General features: G+C 73.2%; 12 protein-coding genes. 3 read left to right on the top strand and 9 right to left on the bottom strand.

Annotated features, from left to right (window positions below; all coding sequences use genetic code 11):
- Positions 1 to 309 precede the first annotated feature (309 nt).
- On the bottom strand, positions 310 to 759 hold the full coding sequence (locus OG485_RS33405) for a DUF5707 domain-containing protein (protein WP_328672300.1): 450 nt from the start codon (positions 757 to 759) through the stop codon (positions 310 to 312).
- A 665-nt stretch (positions 760 to 1,424) separates the two neighbouring features.
- Positions 1,425 to 2,282 (bottom strand): SGNH/GDSL hydrolase family protein, encoded by an 858-nt coding sequence (locus OG485_RS33400; protein WP_328672299.1) that lies wholly within the window; start codon positions 2,280 to 2,282, stop codon positions 1,425 to 1,427.
- Between the two features lie 170 nt (positions 2,283 to 2,452).
- Between OG485_RS33400 and OG485_RS33395 the strand changes: the two genes are divergently transcribed.
- Positions 2,453 to 2,659 (top strand): hypothetical protein, encoded by a 207-nt coding sequence (locus OG485_RS33395; protein WP_328672298.1) that lies wholly within the window; start codon positions 2,453 to 2,455, stop codon positions 2,657 to 2,659.
- Here the strand turns inward: OG485_RS33395 and OG485_RS33390 are convergent.
- The gene (locus tag OG485_RS33390; RefSeq protein ID WP_328672297.1) at positions 2,632 to 3,342 is read right to left on the bottom strand and encodes an AAA family ATPase; all 711 of its coding nucleotides are present in this window, start codon (positions 3,340 to 3,342) and stop codon (positions 2,632 to 2,634) included. The genes OG485_RS33395 and OG485_RS33390 overlap by 28 nt on opposite strands.
- A gap of 712 nt (positions 3,343 to 4,054) precedes the next feature.
- Between OG485_RS33390 and OG485_RS33385 the strand changes: the two genes are divergently transcribed.
- Positions 4,055 to 5,476, top strand: coding sequence for a DMT family transporter (locus tag OG485_RS33385; protein WP_328672296.1), 1,422 nt, complete (start codon positions 4,055 to 4,057; stop codon positions 5,474 to 5,476).
- A gap of 238 nt (positions 5,477 to 5,714) precedes the next feature.
- Here OG485_RS33385 and OG485_RS33380 read toward each other — a convergent pair whose 3' ends face one another.
- The 6 genes from OG485_RS33380 to eccD all read right to left on the bottom strand — a co-directional run bounded on the left by OG485_RS33380 (position 5,715) and on the right by eccD (position 12,866).
- Positions 5,715 to 7,331 carry a hypothetical protein gene (locus OG485_RS33380; protein WP_328672295.1) on the bottom strand — a complete coding sequence of 539 codons (1,617 nt, stop codon included), beginning with the start codon at positions 7,329 to 7,331 and terminating at the stop codon, positions 5,715 to 5,717.
- Between the two features lie 419 nt (positions 7,332 to 7,750).
- On the bottom strand, positions 7,751 to 8,716 hold the full coding sequence (locus OG485_RS33375; protein WP_328672294.1) for a type VII secretion system-associated protein: 966 nt from the start codon (positions 8,714 to 8,716) through the stop codon (positions 7,751 to 7,753).
- Complete coding sequence (locus OG485_RS33370; RefSeq protein ID WP_328672293.1) at positions 8,713 to 9,048, bottom strand: hypothetical protein; 336 nt, start codon at positions 9,046 to 9,048, stop codon at positions 8,713 to 8,715. Before OG485_RS33370 ends, OG485_RS33375 begins: the two co-directional genes overlap by 4 nt.
- Before the next feature lie 146 nt (positions 9,049 to 9,194).
- Positions 9,195 to 9,638, bottom strand: a complete 444-nt coding sequence (locus OG485_RS33365; protein ID WP_328672292.1) for a YbaB/EbfC family nucleoid-associated protein — start codon at positions 9,636 to 9,638, stop codon at positions 9,195 to 9,197.
- Positions 9,639 to 9,985: 347 nt separating this feature from the next.
- Entirely contained in the window at positions 9,986 to 11,470 is a 1,485-nt protein-coding gene (gene eccB / locus OG485_RS33360) for a type VII secretion protein EccB (RefSeq protein WP_328672291.1), read from the bottom strand.
- A gap of 16 nt (positions 11,471 to 11,486) precedes the next feature.
- On the bottom strand, positions 11,487 to 12,866 hold the full coding sequence (gene eccD / locus OG485_RS33355; RefSeq protein ID WP_328672290.1) for a type VII secretion integral membrane protein EccD: 1,380 nt from the start codon (positions 12,864 to 12,866) through the stop codon (positions 11,487 to 11,489).
- Positions 12,867 to 13,369: 503 nt separating this feature from the next.
- On the opposite strand from eccD, the gene eccCa reads away from it, so the two are divergent.
- Positions 13,370 to 17,365: a type VII secretion protein EccCa gene (gene eccCa, locus OG485_RS33350; protein WP_328672289.1), complete on the top strand. Its 3,996-nt coding sequence runs from the start codon at positions 13,370 to 13,372 to the stop codon at positions 17,363 to 17,365.
- Positions 17,366 to 17,435: the final 70 nt, after the last annotated feature.

The following is a 17,435-nucleotide window of genomic DNA, read 5'->3' as shown; positions in this document are numbered from 1 at the left end:
TGTGCCGTTCCCGTGGGAGCCGCTCCAGCGACCGGGCGTTCGGGTGAGGATCTCGTCATGGGCCCGCACCGGCCCGGCGCGTCTGGTCCAAGCGTCTTCTTCGTGCGTCCAGCCTGGGCGTACGCCGTCGTGACCGGGCGCGCACCCTGCCCTCACCGAACCGGGCTGGGTTGTCGGCAGCATCGTGGGACCTCGATCCGGGACTCGTGGAGCACCACTCGGTCGGCTGCGGCTGGAGGGCTCCTGGGGTTTCGTCGTCGCCGCGCTGCTGCCCGGGCACCTTGGAAGTGCCCGGGCAGCAGTGACGGGTCAGCCCTTGACGTCGAAGGCGGCGGCGCGGGAAACGAACACCGTGTCACCGTCCTCGGCCACCGCCGACGCCGAGACGTACCAGGTGCCCTGGTCCAGCTCGGCCGCCTCCTTCTTCGTGACCTTCAGCGTGTAGGTGCAGCGAGAGGTGTCGTCCGAGGTGCTGCGGCACGTGGCGTCGTCCGCGTGCCGCAGCTCCGCCTCGGTCGGGTCGAGCTTCGAACTCGCGGGCCACGCGAGGACCTTGAGACCCCGGACGCCCGAGTCGTCCCGCACGTCCGCGGTGAAGGTGAGCGAACCGGTGCTGCCGCCGGACGGCGCGACGTAGCGGGCCGAGCCGTTCTCCAGGGTCGGCTCCGTGGCGGTCGAGGCCATGGCGTAACCGCCGGCGGCCACTCCGCCGACGACGGCGACACCGATGAGCGAGGAGACGAGAACGCGCTTGGACATGGAGGATCCCCCGGATTCTTGTGGGAGCAGGCGTGGTGCGCCTGCGGACTGGAGCGGGGGCGAAGCACGGCACAGAACGGAATAACCGCTGGTGGAACCGTTGACCGGTCGCCTTCCCGATGTGTTCGAGACTATGGCCCGGGGCACGGCGCGGTCCTCGGGCGACCGGATGATTGCCGCGTCTAACCAGAGGTGGAGAACGCCTCCGGACGTCCACCGGCCGGACACCGCCGCCTGTGCAACCCAGGTGAGAGAACGGAGTCCGCCACCGGCCGGAGGCGCGACCGAGGTGAACGGCAGCCCGAGACGCTGCGGACCTGGGTGCGCGGCGCGGACGCGCCGTCGGCCGCCGCTGGTGCGTCGAAGGGCACGAAGGGCGAGGCGGCCCGGCTGTGGGCGGAGAACGTCCGGCTGCCGAAGGGCGAGAGGTGGATCGCCCGCGCCGGAGCGCGGGCCGCACGGCGGGCCGCCGAGATCACGCCGGTCACGGGATCCGTGAGATCCATGTCGAACACCGCGGGAACCACGGCGCATTGCGTTGCACCCGCGCCCACGCGGCGGTGGTACGGACAGCTCCAGCAGCCCCGGGCATCGCCCTGCCGGCCGAGCCCCGCTCCGCCGGGTCGCCCGTACTCGTGCGACCCGGCGGAGCGAGGGAAGGGTGACTACTTGCCGAGCCGCTTGGCCACCTCGGAGGCCATGATCAGGTGTCCGAAGGCGTTGGGGTGGGCGGAGCCGGGCGTCTGCGGCAGCAGCGGGTTGATCCACTGCGCGGACGAGGACTGGCACATGTCCCTGCCCTGGAACACCGAGCTGGTGTCGACGAACTCGGCCTGCTTCGTGAGGGCCGCCAGCTGCAGCATGATGTTCAGCCGGTTCGTCGTCTGGTGGAGCCAGGCGACGTCACCCTTGGTCACGGGCACGGAGGAGCCGCAGGCGCTCCCGTCGGCGGGGAACGGGTTGGGGTACCCGACCACGACGACACGCGCGTTGGGGCTGCGCCGCTTGATGTCGGTGAGCATGTCGGGCAGGCGCGTGTTCAGCTTCGCGAAGCCCGCTTCCACACCACTGGCCGCCTTGTCCCGGCAGGGGGTGCCCTCCCGGGTGGTGAGCCCGGCCAGGACGCACGTGGTGAGGACGTCGGAGAAACCGAGGTCGTTGCCGCCGAGCGTGACGGTCACCAGGTCGGTGTCCGTGGTGAGGGCATTGACCTGAGGTGCGGCCGAGCCCTCCTTGTTCCACAGCGAGCGCGTGGTGGCGCCGCTGCACGTGACGTCCTTGAAGACGGCCGGCTTGTACGTGTCGGCGATCCACGACGGGTAGCTGCCCGAGGCACGCTTGCACTCCGCGTTCGTCTGCGGGGACAGTCCCGTGCCGGCGGCGTAGGAGTCACCGAGGGCGACGTATTCGTTGACGGATCCCTGCTCGGAGGCACCGGCCGCCTCGGCCGAACCGGTCCCGAAGAGCAGCATCGAGGCCGTGGCAGCGGTGAGGGCGGTCTTCACCGTCCTTCTGCGGAGCATGGAGGATTGACGGGAATGAGGCATTGGGTTCCCTTGGGGTAGAAATGAGGAGGCGCACAGACCGTCGGTCCGCTGTGCGATGCACGACGCGAGGGCCTGCCGCTTGCCTCAACGGCATCGGCACGCATCCGGTTCACCGCGCGACAGCGCCTCGCCGTCTCCTGGGCACAGTGGCAGGCCGAGCCGCGACGCCGTACCGGATGCCGCAGGTGGGTGGCGTCATCTCCGCCTCGGCCGTGGGCGGCATCGACCGGGCATCGGTGTCCCTGTTCGCGCCGGCCACCTCGTCGAACGCCCCGGAGCCCCGCAGCCTGGAACAGGTCGACGATCCACAGAGGGGGGAACGCCCCTACGGTTCGACGATGGGCCGCAGATAGACGTGCGGGTCGGCGAGATAGCGGCGCCAGTGATCCACGACGCCGAGCTCCCCCCAGGCGACCCTCCGCATGCCATGCTCGCCGACCTCGACGATGTCCGCGCCCGGCAGGGCGGTCAGCAGGGGTGAGTGCGTGGCACAGATGACCTGGCCGCCCTCCTCGGCCAACCGGTTGATATGCCCGACCAGTTCGAGGCACGAAGAGAAGGAGAGCGCCGCCTCCGGCTCGTCGAGAACATAGAGCCCGGCGTGAAGGAACTTCCCACGGAACGCCGCGAGAAAGCCCTCACCATGGCTGACCGAGTCCGGCGAGAACCCCTCCCTGCCCAGGGCGTCCAGCGCCGTCTCGGCCCGCAGGAAGAAACCCTTGCGGGCCGACCAGCTGGCGGCCATGCGGCGCCCGCGCGGGGCCGCGTCGAACCTCATCCGCTCGCCGAGCGCCGACTTGCCACGCGAGGAGGCGTACCGCCAGTCGTGGGACCCGCCGTACGAGTCCAGACCGAACCCCTCCGCCAGCGCCTCGACCAGGGTCGACTTCCCCGAACCGTTCTCACCGACCAGAAAGGTCACCGGTGCGGTGAAGCGCAGTCCTTCGTCGAGCAACTGCCGGACGCAGGGCACCGACCAGGGCCAGGTGTCCTCGTCGTCCGAGGAGAGATGGGCATACGCGCGTTCGACAATCACTCGACCAGTGTCGCCCAGGACTCGGAAGACCCACGTGCCTCCAGGCAGTCGGCGCCAACACCTCGTGCTCGCTGTTCCCGCGCTTCCATGCGTCGCTGGTAACGGCTGGTAACGGCGGGGTGTGAAGCGGAGCGTTCAAGCCCAAGGGCACCTCGGCCGTCGAAGAGCGACGGGCGAGGGGAAGGCTGGACGGGCGAACGAAAGCGAACCTTCGATGATGCCCCGTGATCCGTAAAGACCGCGCGATGGTATGCGGGCGGCGGTCACACTGATACGGCCCGGCGCACACGGCCACAGCGGACAGCCCGGCACTCGCCGACCGCGGCGGCCGGCCCGGCGCACACGGCCACGGAGCACACCGCCACGGTGCACGGCCCGCCCGCGGCCCCGTCGGGCGCCTCACCCCGGCCGGACGGTGCCGGCCGGACGGCCCCACGCGAGACCGCGCCGCCATCCCGAAAGTGCCATGCGGGGACCGGGAGGGCCGAGGCGCCCGGTGTGCCGAACCCGGGACGCGGCGGATCCGTCTCCTCCAGTGCCGGGCACCCCGGACCCCGGCCGCGACCCCGGCCGCCCGTCATCCGGTGCGTACCGGGTACGGCCGCGGCCGTACCCGAGAGGCAACGCCGAGGACAAGGCCGCAACCGCGCCCGCCCCTCCACCCGGCCCCCTTCCCCCCTGTCACTCCCCCTCCCCAAAGGAACCCGGTTCCGTGCGAAAGCCCCTGGACCTCCTGTCGATCGCCGCGATGGCCGTCACCGTGCTGGCGTTCGCCGCCACCGCGCCCCTGACCGCCGTCGCCACCAGCCCCGCGCTGGTGATGGCCGCCGGGCGCAACGTCCTGGGGTTCCTCACCCTCGGCCCGCTGGTGTTGTGGCGGCGGCGCGCGCAGCTCACCGCGCTGCTCACCCGGCGGTCGATGCGGCGCCCGCTCGCGTACAGCGTCCTGGCCGGGACCTGTCTGGCCGCCCACTTCGCCACCTTCATGCCCAGCACCCGGCTCACCTCGGTCGCCATGGCGACGGCCCTGGTCTCCACCCAGCCGGTCTGGCAGGCGGTGATATCGGCGGCGCAGGGCGAGCGGATCGCGCCCCGGGCCTGGCTCGGGCTGGCGGTCGCGGTCGCGGGGGCGGCGGTGGCCGGCGGCGGCGACTACGGAAACGGCGGCAAAGCCCTCCTCGGCGACCTGCTCGCGCTGCTGGGCGCGATCGCGCTGGCCGCCTACACCGCCTTCAGCGCGCGGGCCCGCACCCACATCGGCACCCCGGTCCACTCGGTGATCTGCTCCCTGGTCTGCTCCCTCGAGCTGATCATCGTCTGTCTGGCGACCGGCACCGGCGGGCCCCGCCTGGACGGCAGGACCGTACTGGCCCTCCTCGGCCTGCTGGTCCTCCCCCAGCTTCTCGGACTGGTCTCGCTCAACTTCTCCCTCGGCCGCGCCCCGGCCACCGTGGTCAGCGTGGCGCTGCTGATGGAGGCACCGCTGGCCGCGTTCATCGCCTGGGCGGCGATGGGCCAGGTCCCGTCCGGTACGGCGTGGCTGGGGCTTGCCATGATCACCGGCGGCGTCACGGTCGTGGTGGTCGGCGACGCCCGGGCCGGACGGGGCGCGGTGGCCGCCCTGCCGGACGAGGCCACCGGCAACCCGGCGGTCGACGCCCTGCCGATCATCACCCTCGACCGCACCGCGATCGACGAACTCCACGGCGCGATCTTCGCCACCGCCCACGCCGGCCGCCACGCCGAAGCCGCCCGGACGGCCCGCGCCCTGCACACCACGGCCGTACGCGGGCACGGCCTCGGCTCCCCCCAGGCCATCCACTGGACCGAGGTCCGGGCGGTCCTCGCCCGGATCGCCGACGACCCCGCCCTCGCCTGCGAACTGTGGCTGTCCGCCGCCCACTTCCGCCTCGGCCTGCGCGGCGCCGACCACAACCCCGCCGAGGTCCGGGCCTGCCTCGACCGTGCCCTGCACGAGTGGAGCCGGGTCAAGGACAACGCCGCCATCAGCGAACTCGCCCGTCCCCTGCTGCTGCTGTACGGCAGCGTCGCCGACCACCGCCCCGAGGCCGCCGAGGCCATCCGCCGTCGGCTGCGCCGCCGCGGCATCAACTCCCCGGCCATCCCGGCCTGATTCTCCGGTGCCCCCGGGCCCTCGCCATCCGCCACGCCGCGGTGGTCTCCGTCCCGCGGGGAGCGGTCGGCCCGGACGCCTGCGTGCCGAGACCGGTGCCCCGGCCACGCGGGCCAGGGGTACGACGGCACGGGCGCGAAGGTGGCGAGGCACTGTCGGCTTGGTCGGGGTCGGCCGGTGGCCGTCGGCGCCAAGCGCCGCCCACCGCACCCTGACACGCCCTCAAGCAACCGTCACATCAACAAGTCGACAACGCCGCGCCGGGTGGCGGCAGGGTGCCGGGGGTGGGCGCGGCGGAACCCGGGACCGGGGCGGGGGCGGGGGCCGCCGGGCGGGGGGTGCGGGCGGCGTGGGTGGCGCGGTAGACCAGTGCGCGGGCATGGTTGACCGAGGCGGTCTCGTACGGGGAGCGGGCCAGGGCGATGCCCAGACCGGGCGGGGCGCACGCCGGGTCGAAGACCGCCCGTTCGGCGAGGTCGTCGCCGGGAACGTCGTCCAGGGTGAGGCCGGCGATGGTGCGGTACGGGAACGCCGTCTCCGGCCAGCCGGCGGAGGCGTCGAGCGCCGCCTGGTTGGCCCGCGGGTCGGTACCGAGCGGGTGAAGCTGGACCTGGAACAGCAGCCCTACTCCGCCGCCCGCTTCCCGTACTCGGGCCAGCAGTTGGTCGCGGAACAGCCGGGGCGAGCGCCGGTCGCCGGGCTCGCGCGGCAGGAACTCCGGCGCGACGGGCGGGAAGAGCCGGTCGCCGGGGTCGTGGCCGCCGGGACCCGACGGGTCTGCCGGGGCACTCGGCTCCCCGCCGGACTCTCCGTCCGGCACCACCCGGTACCGCACCAGCCAGGGCGTGCCGGTGACGTCGGTGTACAGGCGCGGAGCCTGGGAGTGGTAGTGGTGGCCGGCGAGCGGCACCGGCGGTCTGATCTGCTCCCACAGCGCCTCGCGGGCACCCGGCACCTCGCGGGCGACGGCGGCACGGTCGGTGTCGGTGCCGAGCAGATGACGGGCGAAGGTGGCGGCGTCGGGGGCGAAGAGGCGACGCCCGGTGTTGAGGGTGAGGTTGAACGGCGAGCGGGCCGGGTCGGCGGGATCGGCGGGGTGGAGGAAGAGCAGCGACAGCCCGCGTGTGCCGGGGGTCAGGTCGTCCGGGGACTCGCCGTTGCTGAACCGGGCCAGTATGGGGTAGCGCAGGCCCGGCGCGAAGAACGGGTGCAGGGAAACACCGGGAGTGTCCTGCGAGGCGAAGGTGCCGCCGACGGTGACGGCGTGGCTGTGCAGTGGGCGGCGCAGGGTGACGCGGGCGCGCCGGGCCATCCCCTCGAACCGGTCCAGCAGTTCGCGGAAGTCGCCGTCCACGTCGTGCAGTGCCGGGTCGTCGGGGCCGTACGCGCCCCGCACCCCGGGCACGGTGACCGCTCCGGCCGCCCGGGAACCCCTGGAACCGGGGACACCACCGGGCTTCCCCGATCCGGGGCCCTTGTCGCGCCCGCCCGAGCCGGTACGGCGGTCCCGCTCCCCCTCGCCCGGAACGCCGTCGCCCGTCGCCGAGGCCGGGGTGCCGTCCGTGGCACCCCGGTCCGTGCTCGCCGGGCGCCCGTCGGGAGCGGCAGTGCTCCGGTCCTGACCCGGCACGGGCACGTACCGGTCGGAGGTCGCGGCACCCCCGTCGGGCGTAGGCGCCCGGCCGGGAGTGGTCGCACCCGGGTCGGGCGCGGGCTCGTCGCCCGTCGCACGGCCTCCGCGTCGCGCGCGAGGCGAATCCGCTCGCTCGCCGGGAACGCCTTCCGGCAGGCGGTGCGGCGGATCTTCCTGACGTCCGTCCTGGCCACCAGCCCCGGCGCGGGATTCGTCGTCCATCTCTGCTTCTTCCTCGAGCGTCACTTCCGGGCGCCCCCGCCGGGGTCGTGCGGTCGGCGGGCGTCACGACGTGCACACACCGGCGACATGTCCCGCCGCCGCTCGGCGATGAACGCGCTGCGCAGAACGGTCACCGGGGGGCGAGATCCGGCAATCTGCCGACGCCGGGAAAACGGTGTGGACCGAGAGGCGGTTCACGGGCCGGTTTCGATGTGACCCCGATCACATCGCGCGGCGACCTTCTCGGCTCGAGGTCCGGATCGACTCCGGCGAGGCGCGTACTCCGGTCCGGCTGACGGGCCGCCAGAACGCCCACTTCGACGCCGAGTTCCCGTGCCACCGGCTGCGGGACGGTCCGCTCCACCAGCGGCGACCGTCCGTCGTGCCGTGCCGTGCCGTGCTGTGCCGTGTCCGGGCGGCTACCGCTCGGACTGGATGTCCTCCGCTTCGGCCGCGCGCCCGGGATCCCCGCTCTCCGTCTCACCCGGGCGCCCGTAGTCCTGGCTGACCAGGCCGCCACGCAGCTCGAACGGCGCGGGGACGGCCGGTGCGCCGTCCTCAAGAGCCGGGACCCGGACGTCGGCCGGTGGCTGCCCGACCGCGTAGTCCTCACCGGAGACCGTCATCTCCTCCGGTCCCGGCCGTTCCGCCGGTTCGGGTACTTCCCGGCCCTCGGAGATCGCGCGCAACGTTTCGATGTCTATGGTCATCGTCACCGGGGCGGTGGGGCTGAGGTAGAGCAGCGGCGTCTCCCCGGCGATGTCGATCAGCTCGGCCACGGGGGTCACCCGGTGCGGCGGCAGGCCGGGCTCTTCGTCGGCACGGTCGCCGTCCACACCGCCGTTGCCGTCCAAAGGCATGGTGAAGACCGGGATCACCTGGGTACCGTCCGGCGCCGGGCCCACCCGAGGTATCCCGTCGGGTTCGACCACCACCGCGATCCGGGGCTCGCGGGCCAGCGCGCGCGGCACCTCGCTCACCGGTCCGTATCCCGTCACCGCGCGCTGGGCCGCCTCGTCCACCGGGTCGGCGGGCGTACGCCAGCCCAGTGCCTCCGGTGAGGGCCGGTATGCGTCGTTGTCCTCCCAGTCGACGATCTCGCCCCGCGTGTCCGTCCGCCACCGGCCCAGGACGGCCCAGGACGGCGCCGGGCCCTCGCCCACCCAGTTGGGGTCCGCCATGAAGATGAAGTGCTCGGGTGCGAAACGGGCGGCTCGGGCGATCTCCGGCGGCGGTTCGGGGATCTCGTCGGACGGGGTCACCTGTACCCAGCCGTCCTCGGGCAGGGTCTCCCCATCGCCCTCCGCATCCGCATCCGCGGACAGGGTCTCCCCGTACCGGTCGCCGGAGTGCTCGTCACCGGCCGGCGTGATGCGGGTGATCAATGCCGAACCTTCGCGTCAGCGATCATGCCGACGGCGTCACCGACGGGCTTCTCCACGGCGTCGCCCATTTCGGACGCCCGGGAAAGGCCGTCAAGGACCAGCCTGAAACTTTCAAGAGCACTTTTGACGTCGGCGAACTCCCCTTCCAACGCGTAGGTCAACATGTCGGAGAGCGAATCGCCGCAATTCGCGGGCCCCTGCCAGCCAGCGGTCCCCATGTAATCATCGACGTATTTCTCGAGGAGGCCTCCGGCCTTGCTCGCCAGGCTTTCCAACTCCTTGACCCCGCCGTGGACAGCGGATACATCAGCCTGATAGCCGATTTCGCTCATCGTCCCCTCACCTTCACGGTTCGGTGGTTTCTTGCTGATATGCGTAACGGTCGCCGTTCGGCGTCCCGGTTTCCTTCACCGGCCATCCCGCGGCCAGGGCGGCCGTGGCCGCGCGCCGGAGCGGTGCCACCTCCGGACCCCGCGGTCTATTCCTCGTCGATCTCGTCCCGCAGCCGGCTCATCGCGGCCGACTCGCCCGACTCCTCGTACCCTTCGAGAGCCGATCCGAAGATCTTGTTCCAGTCGACTGCGAGGCCTTCCGCTCCCGGCCCGCCGGACAGCATCCCCGTGAGCGGGCCGAAGGCTTCCATGACCTGACGGGCCATCCCGGCGCGGGCGCGGCCGGCGGCGTCGAGTATGGACGCCGACAACTCCGCGCCCGTCATGGACCGATGACCGCTGCCCGGGAACTCGATGGCGGTGAGTTCCCCCTGGGGACCGACCGTCAGTTCCACCTTCCGATCGGCCGACCGAGTGGTGACGGTCGCCTGATGCAGGTTCTGCTCGGCTTGCCGGACGGCCGCCTCGACGGCTTGCAGGTCGTCCCAGGCCTTCTTGACGCGGTCGTCGATGGGCAGATTCTCCGACACCTCGGGCTCCTTGCTTCTCCTCTGTCCGGACATGCGGAAAGCCCGTGCCGCCGGGAGCGGCGGCACGGGCCCCGCGCCCGGCGCTCAGGGGGTTTCGGGCCGGCCGCGACGAGACGCCCCCTGTTCGAAGCGGAGCACTCACCGCCAAGAACGACGCCGGACGGCGACCGGTTCACAGCTCACGGAAGTTCCTCCGGCACGGACCCGCGGTGAACCGTTCACACCCCCGACGCGCTACAGCCCACGGCCCGCCGATCCCTTCCGGATCCGCCCGAGAGGCGGCTCGGCCTTCGACTCCCGCACCCGCATCGAGATCTCGGCGGGGCCCGCCACCGGCGCTCGTCCCGTCACCGCTTGTCCGTTCCGCACCCCGCCGTGGTGCGGGCCCGGCCGGCCTCCGCCGCGGCCCGGTCGAGGTCCGGGCCGGTGGGCAGCATCGTCAGCAGGTGCGCAGGCAGCCGCCGGGTGTCGCCCGTGCCGTAGCCGAGGGCGGCGGCGGCCTCGGCGCTCGCCAGCCGGTACTTCACGCCGGTGTCGGTGACCAGGAAGGTGGTGTCGCCGAGCGTGCCGCCGCCCACCCCGACGGCGCGGACCAGCGCGCCCCCGCCGGGCCGCACGGTGATCGCGTCCACGGTCAGGCAGGCCGGTCCGGCCTCCCGGCCGGGCGGCTGGGCGGGCATGCCGAGGGCCGTCACCGGCAGCAGGGAGACGGCGGTGCGGACGGCGGCACCGGACGATTCGGTCTCGGCGCACACCGCCTGGCCGACGGACGCGTCGAGGATCTTCGGCGGGGTGGCGGGCAGTTCGCCGTCGTCGTCACCGAGAGGACCGGAAGACTTGGCCTGGTGGCCGGTGAGCGCCTCGGCGCCGAGCTGGACGGCCTGCGGGGTGTGCCCGTCGTACGCCGTGGTGCGGGTGCGGGGATCGGCCAGGACCAGGGCGGTGCGGGTGGCGGTGAGCGACGTCAGGCCGTCCTCGGTCAGCAGGTGGTACTGGGCGGCGGAGCCGGGCACGTCGGCCCGGAAGACCTGTCCGACCTCGGTGGCGTGGCCGTCCAGCCGGGGTCCGGCCGTACCCCGGCCGGGGATGTCCGGCGGAGCGAGGTCGGGGCCCTGCGGGAGGGCGTCGAGGAAGGCGGCGGAGACCGGACGGGGCGTCAGGGCGCCGTAGCCGAGGGCGTCGAGCGCGCCGGTGTGGCGGTCCAGCCGCAGCCGGGTGCCCTGCCACAGCAGCCATACGGCGTGATCGGGCCCGGTGACCAGGGCACCCTGCCCCGCGCCCAGGCCTCGGGCACCGTCGATGCCGGCGGCCGGACCGGCGCCGACGGCCAGGGTCGTCGCGGGGACGGTGGTGTTCTCGGCTGTGAGCCGGACAGCGGCACACACCCGCCAGGGACCGGTGTCCAGGTCCGCCGGGTCCGGCAGGGCGTCCGGGGCGCCGGGCAGGCCGACCGGCGCGCCGTGCGGAGCGTGCCGCAGCGAGGCGCTGCCGGCGGAGACCGTCTTCATGCCCTCGCCGGCGATCAGCCGGGCGGAGGCGTAGTTGCGCACCGGGCGCAGCCGTCCGTCGAGGTAGAGGTAGGAGGCGCCGGTGCCCTCGTCGACGACGAAGGCACCGGGGGCGCGCCAGGAGTCGTTGCCGCCGGGCCGCAGCAGCCCGAGGACGAACGCTCCGGCGCACACCAGGACCGCGATGATCACGCCGGTCAGGGCGCCCCGGTTGGTGCGGCCGGTCGGGCTCTCCGGGTCGTCGGGTTCGGCGCGCAGCATGGCCGAGGTCAGCCGGCCCATCACGAACATGTGGGCCTGGACCTGGTCGCGTTTGTTCCGCATCTGAGACCGCCCCCGTTCAGCCGTTGAGCCCACGGAGCAGGCCGTACAGGCCCGCCGTCCAGAGCATCAGCGGGATCAGACCGATCACGGCGAGGGAGTGCAGCAGTTCGGCGGCCCGGCCCCAGTACGGCACCAGCCGGCGGCCCGGCACCGTCCAGGAGGCGATCATCAGGGCGGCGGCCAGGGCGAGCAGCGCGGCGCACAGCAGGAGCCGGGTCCCGGTGGACGGGACTCCGCGCGCCGGGCCGTACAGCAGCAGCGCCGCGCCGAAGGCCCCGGCGGCGGTGAGCGCCAGACGCTGCCAGACATTGCCCAAGCCCCGGCTGTGCAGCAGCAGCAGCGCGGAGAGCGCCACCGCGGTCCACACGCCGGAGGCCGTCGGGTGAGCGAGCAGTCCGGCCAGGCACGGCAGACAGATCAGGCCGATCGCTCCGTAGAAGGCGGTCATCCAGCCGTCGGCCTGCACCGACCGGGCGCGGACCGCGTCGGGCGGGTACGGGTCGATGCCCTCCTGGAGCTGCTGGGCGTTGGTGGGCAGCGGGGGCATCCGCATTCCGGCGAGCCGGAAGGACAGCGAGGGCACGAACCCGCCGAAGAGCACCACGGTCACCGACACCACGCCGGCCGCCTCCCTGACGGTCAGCCCGGACAGCAGCAGCACGGCACCCAGCGCTCCGGCCGCCGCGGTCACGGCGACGCCGAGGAAGAGCGCCGGGTACGTCCCGACCGCCGCGAGCGCGAGCACCGCCGCACCGGCGGTGGCGGCGGAAGCCGCCAGCGGGGCGCTGCCGCCGGCCGCCGCGCCACCCGGCAGCAGCCAGCCGGCCAGTGCGAAGTACCCGGTGGCGGCCAGGCCCAGTACCGAGCCGGCCGCGGCGTCGCCGACCGCGCGGGAGGCCGACCCGGCACCGGCGATGAGCAGCAGACCGGTGGCGGCGGCGGCCACCGCCCGCAGCCGGACGGCCGGGCCGGGCTGGGCCAGCACGATCAGGCCGAGGGCGAGGGTGGTGGCGCCCAGGCCGTACAGCAGCCGGCGGCCGACGGCCGGGCTCCAGCCGTGCGGCCGGTCCCGCATCGCGGTGGAGATGCCGTCCACCAGGTCGTCGAGGTCCACCTCGGGCAGCGCGTCGGCGCGCGGCCGCAGGTACAGGATCTCTCCGTCGCGCAGGCCGAGCACGGCCAGGGTGCTCTCCGGGTCGAGCCGCGGGCCGCCGAGGCGCTGGAGCGTCCAGCCCTCGTGCTCGGTGCCGGCCTCCTCCAGTTCCTCGCCGCCGTATCCGACGAGCGTGGGCAGCAGGTCGGCGACCGGCACGTCGACGGGCACGGCGAGGTCGACGGTCCGGGCGGGGGCACGTACGGTCAGCCGGCACAGGGCGGCCGACGTGGTGTCAGTCATGGGTCGTTCGCGCTTCCTGGCAGACCGCTCGCTCGCGGTGCGGGAATGTCGGTGCGGGAAATGTCTGTACGGGAAATGCCGGTACGGCGCACCGGCCGTCCGCCGACAAGCCGCGGCGTCGCCGTGCGGCCCCCGAGTCTGACGGCTGCCCGAGCCTTTCGGCAACAATCGCACGGCGGGGAAACGGTCCTCATGGAAAGACCGCCGGTGTTCTCCCGGTCCGCTTTCCGGCGGGTTTTCCCGCTGATTTCCTGGATGGCACCGGATTCACGGCCCCGGGTGGTCAGGCTTTCCCCTCAGGGCCATGTCCCTCGTGGTCCCCTCTTTCCGGCACGTTCGTTCCAGGTGTTCGTCCCTTCCGTTCCATGCGCTTGTCCGTCCGTCCCGCCCCGGCTTTCCACGGGTGCCCGTGGCGGCCGTCCGCTGCGGCAGGATCGGGAGCCATCGGGAAAGCACGGCCGCACGGCGGACCGCTCGATCACCGTCGTCAAGGAGGCCCCGCTTTGAGCGTCATCCCGTACCGCAGGCCCGCGCGCCGCCGTGGTCCTGACATGCCCTCCGGGGAGATGACTCTCCAGGAACCGCCCGGCCTGCCCGAGACGCAGCCGGACAGCTCCTCGGTGTGGACGTATCTGCCCATGGCACTGATGTCGGTGTCGATGATGCTGATGTACATGCGCGGCGGCACCGGCCAGTCGGGCTCCAACGGCTTCCTGTACATCGCGCTCGGCATGATGCTGCTCGGCGCCGTGGTGATGATCGTCGGCCAGACCATGCGGAAGGCCGCGGAGCGCAAGCAGACGCTGAAGGGCGAACGCCGCGACTATCTGCGCTATCTGTCCCAGACCCGGCGCAAGGTCCGCTCCACCATCGCCCAGCAGCAGCGGGCGCTGGTCTGGCGGCACCCCCACCCGGACGCGCTGGTTTCCCTGGTGGCCAGCACCCGGCTGTGGGAACGCCGCAGCAACGACGAGGACTTCGCCGAGGTCCGGGCCGGGGTGGGGCAGCAGAGCATGGCGGTCAAGCTGCTCGCGCCCTCCGGTACGCCGGTGGAGGACATGGAACCGCTCACCGCGCACGCGCTGCGCAGTTTCATCCGTGCCTACTCCACCGTCCCCGACCAGCCCATCGCCATCTATCTGCGTGCCTGGTCCAAGGTGCTGCTGCGCGGCGACGACGAGGCGGCGCGCGGCCTGGTGCGGGCCCTGCTCGCCCAGCTCGCCCTCTTCCACTCCCCCGAGGACCTGTGGATCGCGCTGTGCGTCTCCGACGAGCGGCGGGCGGAGTGGGAGTGGGCCAAGTGGCTGCCGCACAGCCTGCACCGGCACGAGACCGACGGAGCCGGTCCGGCCCGGCTGATCGCTTCGGCCTTCGGTGAACTGGAGAACCTGCTGGGCGGGGAGTTCCAGGACCGGCCCGCGGCCGACCCCGAGGCGCCGGTGGGACGGGAGGAGCCGTTCACCGTCGTCGTGGTCGACGGCTGCCCGGTGCCGACGGGGCACCGCTTCGACGGCATGGGCTTCCGCAACGCCGTGGTGATCGACCTGGGCGGCTCGCTGGCCTGGCGGCCCGGACGCACCACACTGCGTCTGGAGACGACCGCGGACGAGCTGTCCCTGGTGCGCACCGACCGGGACCGCCGGGAGCAGACCACACCGCTGGGCGCGCCGGACCGGCTCGGTCCGGTCGGGGCGCTGGCGCTGGCCCGGCTGCTGGCCCCGTACCGGATGAACACCGGCGCGGTCGACACCTCGCAGCCCTTCGCCGAGGTGGAGCTGACCAGCCTGCTGGGCATCGCCGACCTGGAGCGGTACGAGCCGGCGGAGGTGTGGGCCCGGTTCGGCGGCAGCGCCCGGCTGCGGGTGCCGATCGCGGTCAGCGCCGAGGGCCGGCCGGTGGAACTGGACATCAAGGAGTCCGCGCAGGGCGGCACCGGCCCGCACGGCATGCTGATCGGCGCCACCGGCTCCGGCAAGAGCGAACTGCTGCGCACCCTGGTGCTGGCGCTGGCGATGACCAACTCCTCCGAGACGCTCAACTTCGTGCTGGTGGACTTCAAGGGCGGCGCCACCTTCCTCGGCCTGGACGAACTGCCGCACACCTCCGCGGTGATCACCAATCTCGCCGACGAGGTGGCGCTGGTCTCCCGGATGCAGGACGCGCTGCACGGCGAGCTGATCCGCCGCCAGGAGCTGCTGCGGGCGGCGGGCAACTACACCTCGGCCCTGGAGTACGAGAAGGCCCGGGCGGCCGGCACCCCGCTGCAGCCGTTGCCCAGCCTGTTCGTGGTGGTGGACGAGTTCAGCGAACTCCTTTCGACGCACCGGGAGTTCATGGACCTCTTCGTGATGATCGGCCGGCTCGGCCGCAGCCTCGGAGTGCACCTGCTGCTGGCCTCGCAGCGCCTGGACGAGGGCCGCATCCACCAGCTCGAGGGCCATCTGTCGTACCGGATCGGCCTGCGGACCTTCTCCGCGATGGAGAGCCGGGGCGTGCTCGGGGTGCCGGACGCCTACGAGCTGCCCTCCGAGCCGGGCAGCGGCTACCTCAAGAGCGGTGTGGACGCGCTGACCAGGTTCCGCGCGGCGTACGTCTCCGGCCCTCACCTCCGGCGCCGGGGCGCGGTCACGCAGGCCCGGGTGGCCGGCCAGGTGGTGCCCTGGTCGTCGGGGTGGGTGGTGCCGCGCTCCCCGGCGGACGACGGCGCCGCCCCCGAGCCCGGGACGCCGGAGACGGACGGGGAGGAGAGCGGCGCGACCCTGCTGTCGATGGCGCTGGACCGGCTGCGCGACTCCGGCCCGCCGGCCCACCAGGTGTGGCTGCCGCCGCTGGACGTGCCGCCGACGCTGGACCAGGTGCTGCCGCCGCTGACCCCGGACCCCGCGTACGGCCTGACCACCACCGGCTGGGCCGGGCGGGGCCGGCTGACCGTGCCGGTGGGCATCGTCGACCGGCCCTTCGACCAGCTCCACGACCTGCTGACGGTGGACCTGTCGGGCGCGGGCGGCCACGTCGCGATCGCCGGCGGCCCGCAGAGCGGCAAGAGCACCCTGCTGCGGACCCTGATCATCGCGCTGGCGCTCACCCACACCCCGCGCGAGGCGCAGTTCTACTGCCTGGACTTCGGCGGCGGCTCGCTGGCCGGGATCGCCGGGCTGCCCCACGTCGGCGGCGTCGCGGCCCGGGTGGACGCCGAGCGGGTGGGCCGTACCGTCGCCGAGGTCAACGGGGTTCTGAGCAAACGGGAACGGTTCTTCCTGGAGCACGGCATCGACTCGATGGCCACCTACCGCCGACGCCGCGCGGCCGGGGAGTTCGCCGACGAGCCGTACGGCGACGTGTTCCTGGTGGTCGACGGCTGGCAGACCGTACGGCAGGACTTCGACCAGCACATCTCCACCTTCAACGCGCTGGCCTCCCGGGGCCTGAACTACGGCGTGCACCTGATCGTCACCACCGCCCGCTGGATCGAGCTGTCGGCGGCGGTCCGCGACCAGGCCGGCACCCGGCTGGAGCTGCGGATGGGCGATCCGATGGACTCGCAGATCGACTCGCGCAAGTCGGCCTCGTTGCCCCGGGTCCCCGGCCGGGGCCTGACCGCCGAGAAGTTGCACTACCAGGCGGCGTTGCCGCGCATCGACGGCGTCGAGGAGGCCGAGGACCTGGCCGACGGCGTGGAGGGGCTGGTCTCGGCGGTCACCGAGAGCTGGACGGGACCGGTCGCACCGCCGGTGCGGATGCTGCCGGTCACCCTGTCGGCGGCCGAACTGCCCGAGCCGGAGCTGGGCGAGTACAACCTGCGCATCCCGCTGGGCGTGGAGGAGAACGAACTCGCCACGGTCTGGCACGACTTCGCCGAGAACCCGCATCTGCTCGTGGTGGGCGACAGCGAGTGCGGCAAGACCAACCTGCTGCGGCTGATCGCCCAGGGCATCACCGCCCGCTTCACCCCGGCCGAGGCCCGCATCATGACCGTCGACTACCGGCGCGAACTGGTCGAGGCGATACCGGAGGAGTACCGGCTCGGGCACGCCGTCTCGGCGGACGGCCTCAACGAGCTGGTGGAGGGCGCCGCCCGGGCGATCAGGCAACGGGTGCCCGACGGGGACGTCGCGCCGTCCCGGATGCGGCGCTGCGACTGGTGGTCCGGGCCCCGGCTGTTCATCCTGGTCGACGACTACGACATGCTCGGCACCGGTCCGACGGCCCAGCCGTTCTCCCCGTTCCACGACCACTTCGCGCTCGGCCACGAGGTCGGCCTGCACATGATCGTGGCGCGTTCCGCGGCCGGCGCCGGGCGCGGGATCAACGAGTCGATGCTGCGCCGGCTCCAGGAGGTCAACACCCCGGCGCTGCTGATGTCCTGCCCGCCCAGCGAGGGTTACCTCTTCGACAACGTCAAGGGCCGCCCGCTCGTTCCGGGCCGGGCGCTGCGCATCGCCCGCCGCAAGGCGGTGCAGATCCAGACGGCGCTCCTGGACGACGGGGACGCGCGGTGAGCGCGCGCACCCGGCCCGGACGCGTGCCACCGGCGCCGGACCGGCCTCCGGCACACCGGGCGGCGCGGCG

The sequence above is a fragment of the Streptomyces sp. NBC_00328 genome (assembly GCF_036139655.1).
Taxonomy (GTDB): domain Bacteria; phylum Actinomycetota; class Actinomycetes; order Streptomycetales; family Streptomycetaceae; genus Streptomyces.
The sequence above is the reverse complement of the archived record's forward strand: the minus strand, read 5'-3'. Positions and strand labels throughout refer to the sequence as shown.

Excerpts from the sequence above, each read along its gene's own strand:
- OG485_RS33405 (WP_328672300.1), bottom strand. The coding sequence starts at position 759 with ATGTCCAAGCGCGTTCTCGTCTCCTCGCTCATCGGTGTCGCCGTCGTC.
- OG485_RS33400 (WP_328672299.1), bottom strand. The coding sequence starts at position 2,282 with ATGCTCCGCAGAAGGACGGTGAAGACCGCCCTCACCGCTGCCACGGCC.
- OG485_RS33380 (WP_328672295.1), bottom strand. The coding sequence starts at position 7,331 with ATGGACGACGAATCCCGCGCCGGGGCTGGTGGCCAGGACGGACGTCAG.
- OG485_RS33370 (WP_328672293.1), bottom strand. The coding sequence starts at position 9,048 with ATGAGCGAAATCGGCTATCAGGCTGATGTATCCGCTGTCCACGGCGGG.
- eccB (WP_328672291.1), bottom strand. The coding sequence starts at position 11,470 with ATGCGGAACAAACGCGACCAGGTCCAGGCCCACATGTTCGTGATGGGC.
- eccD (WP_328672290.1), bottom strand. The coding sequence starts at position 12,866 with ATGACTGACACCACGTCGGCCGCCCTGTGCCGGCTGACCGTACGTGCC.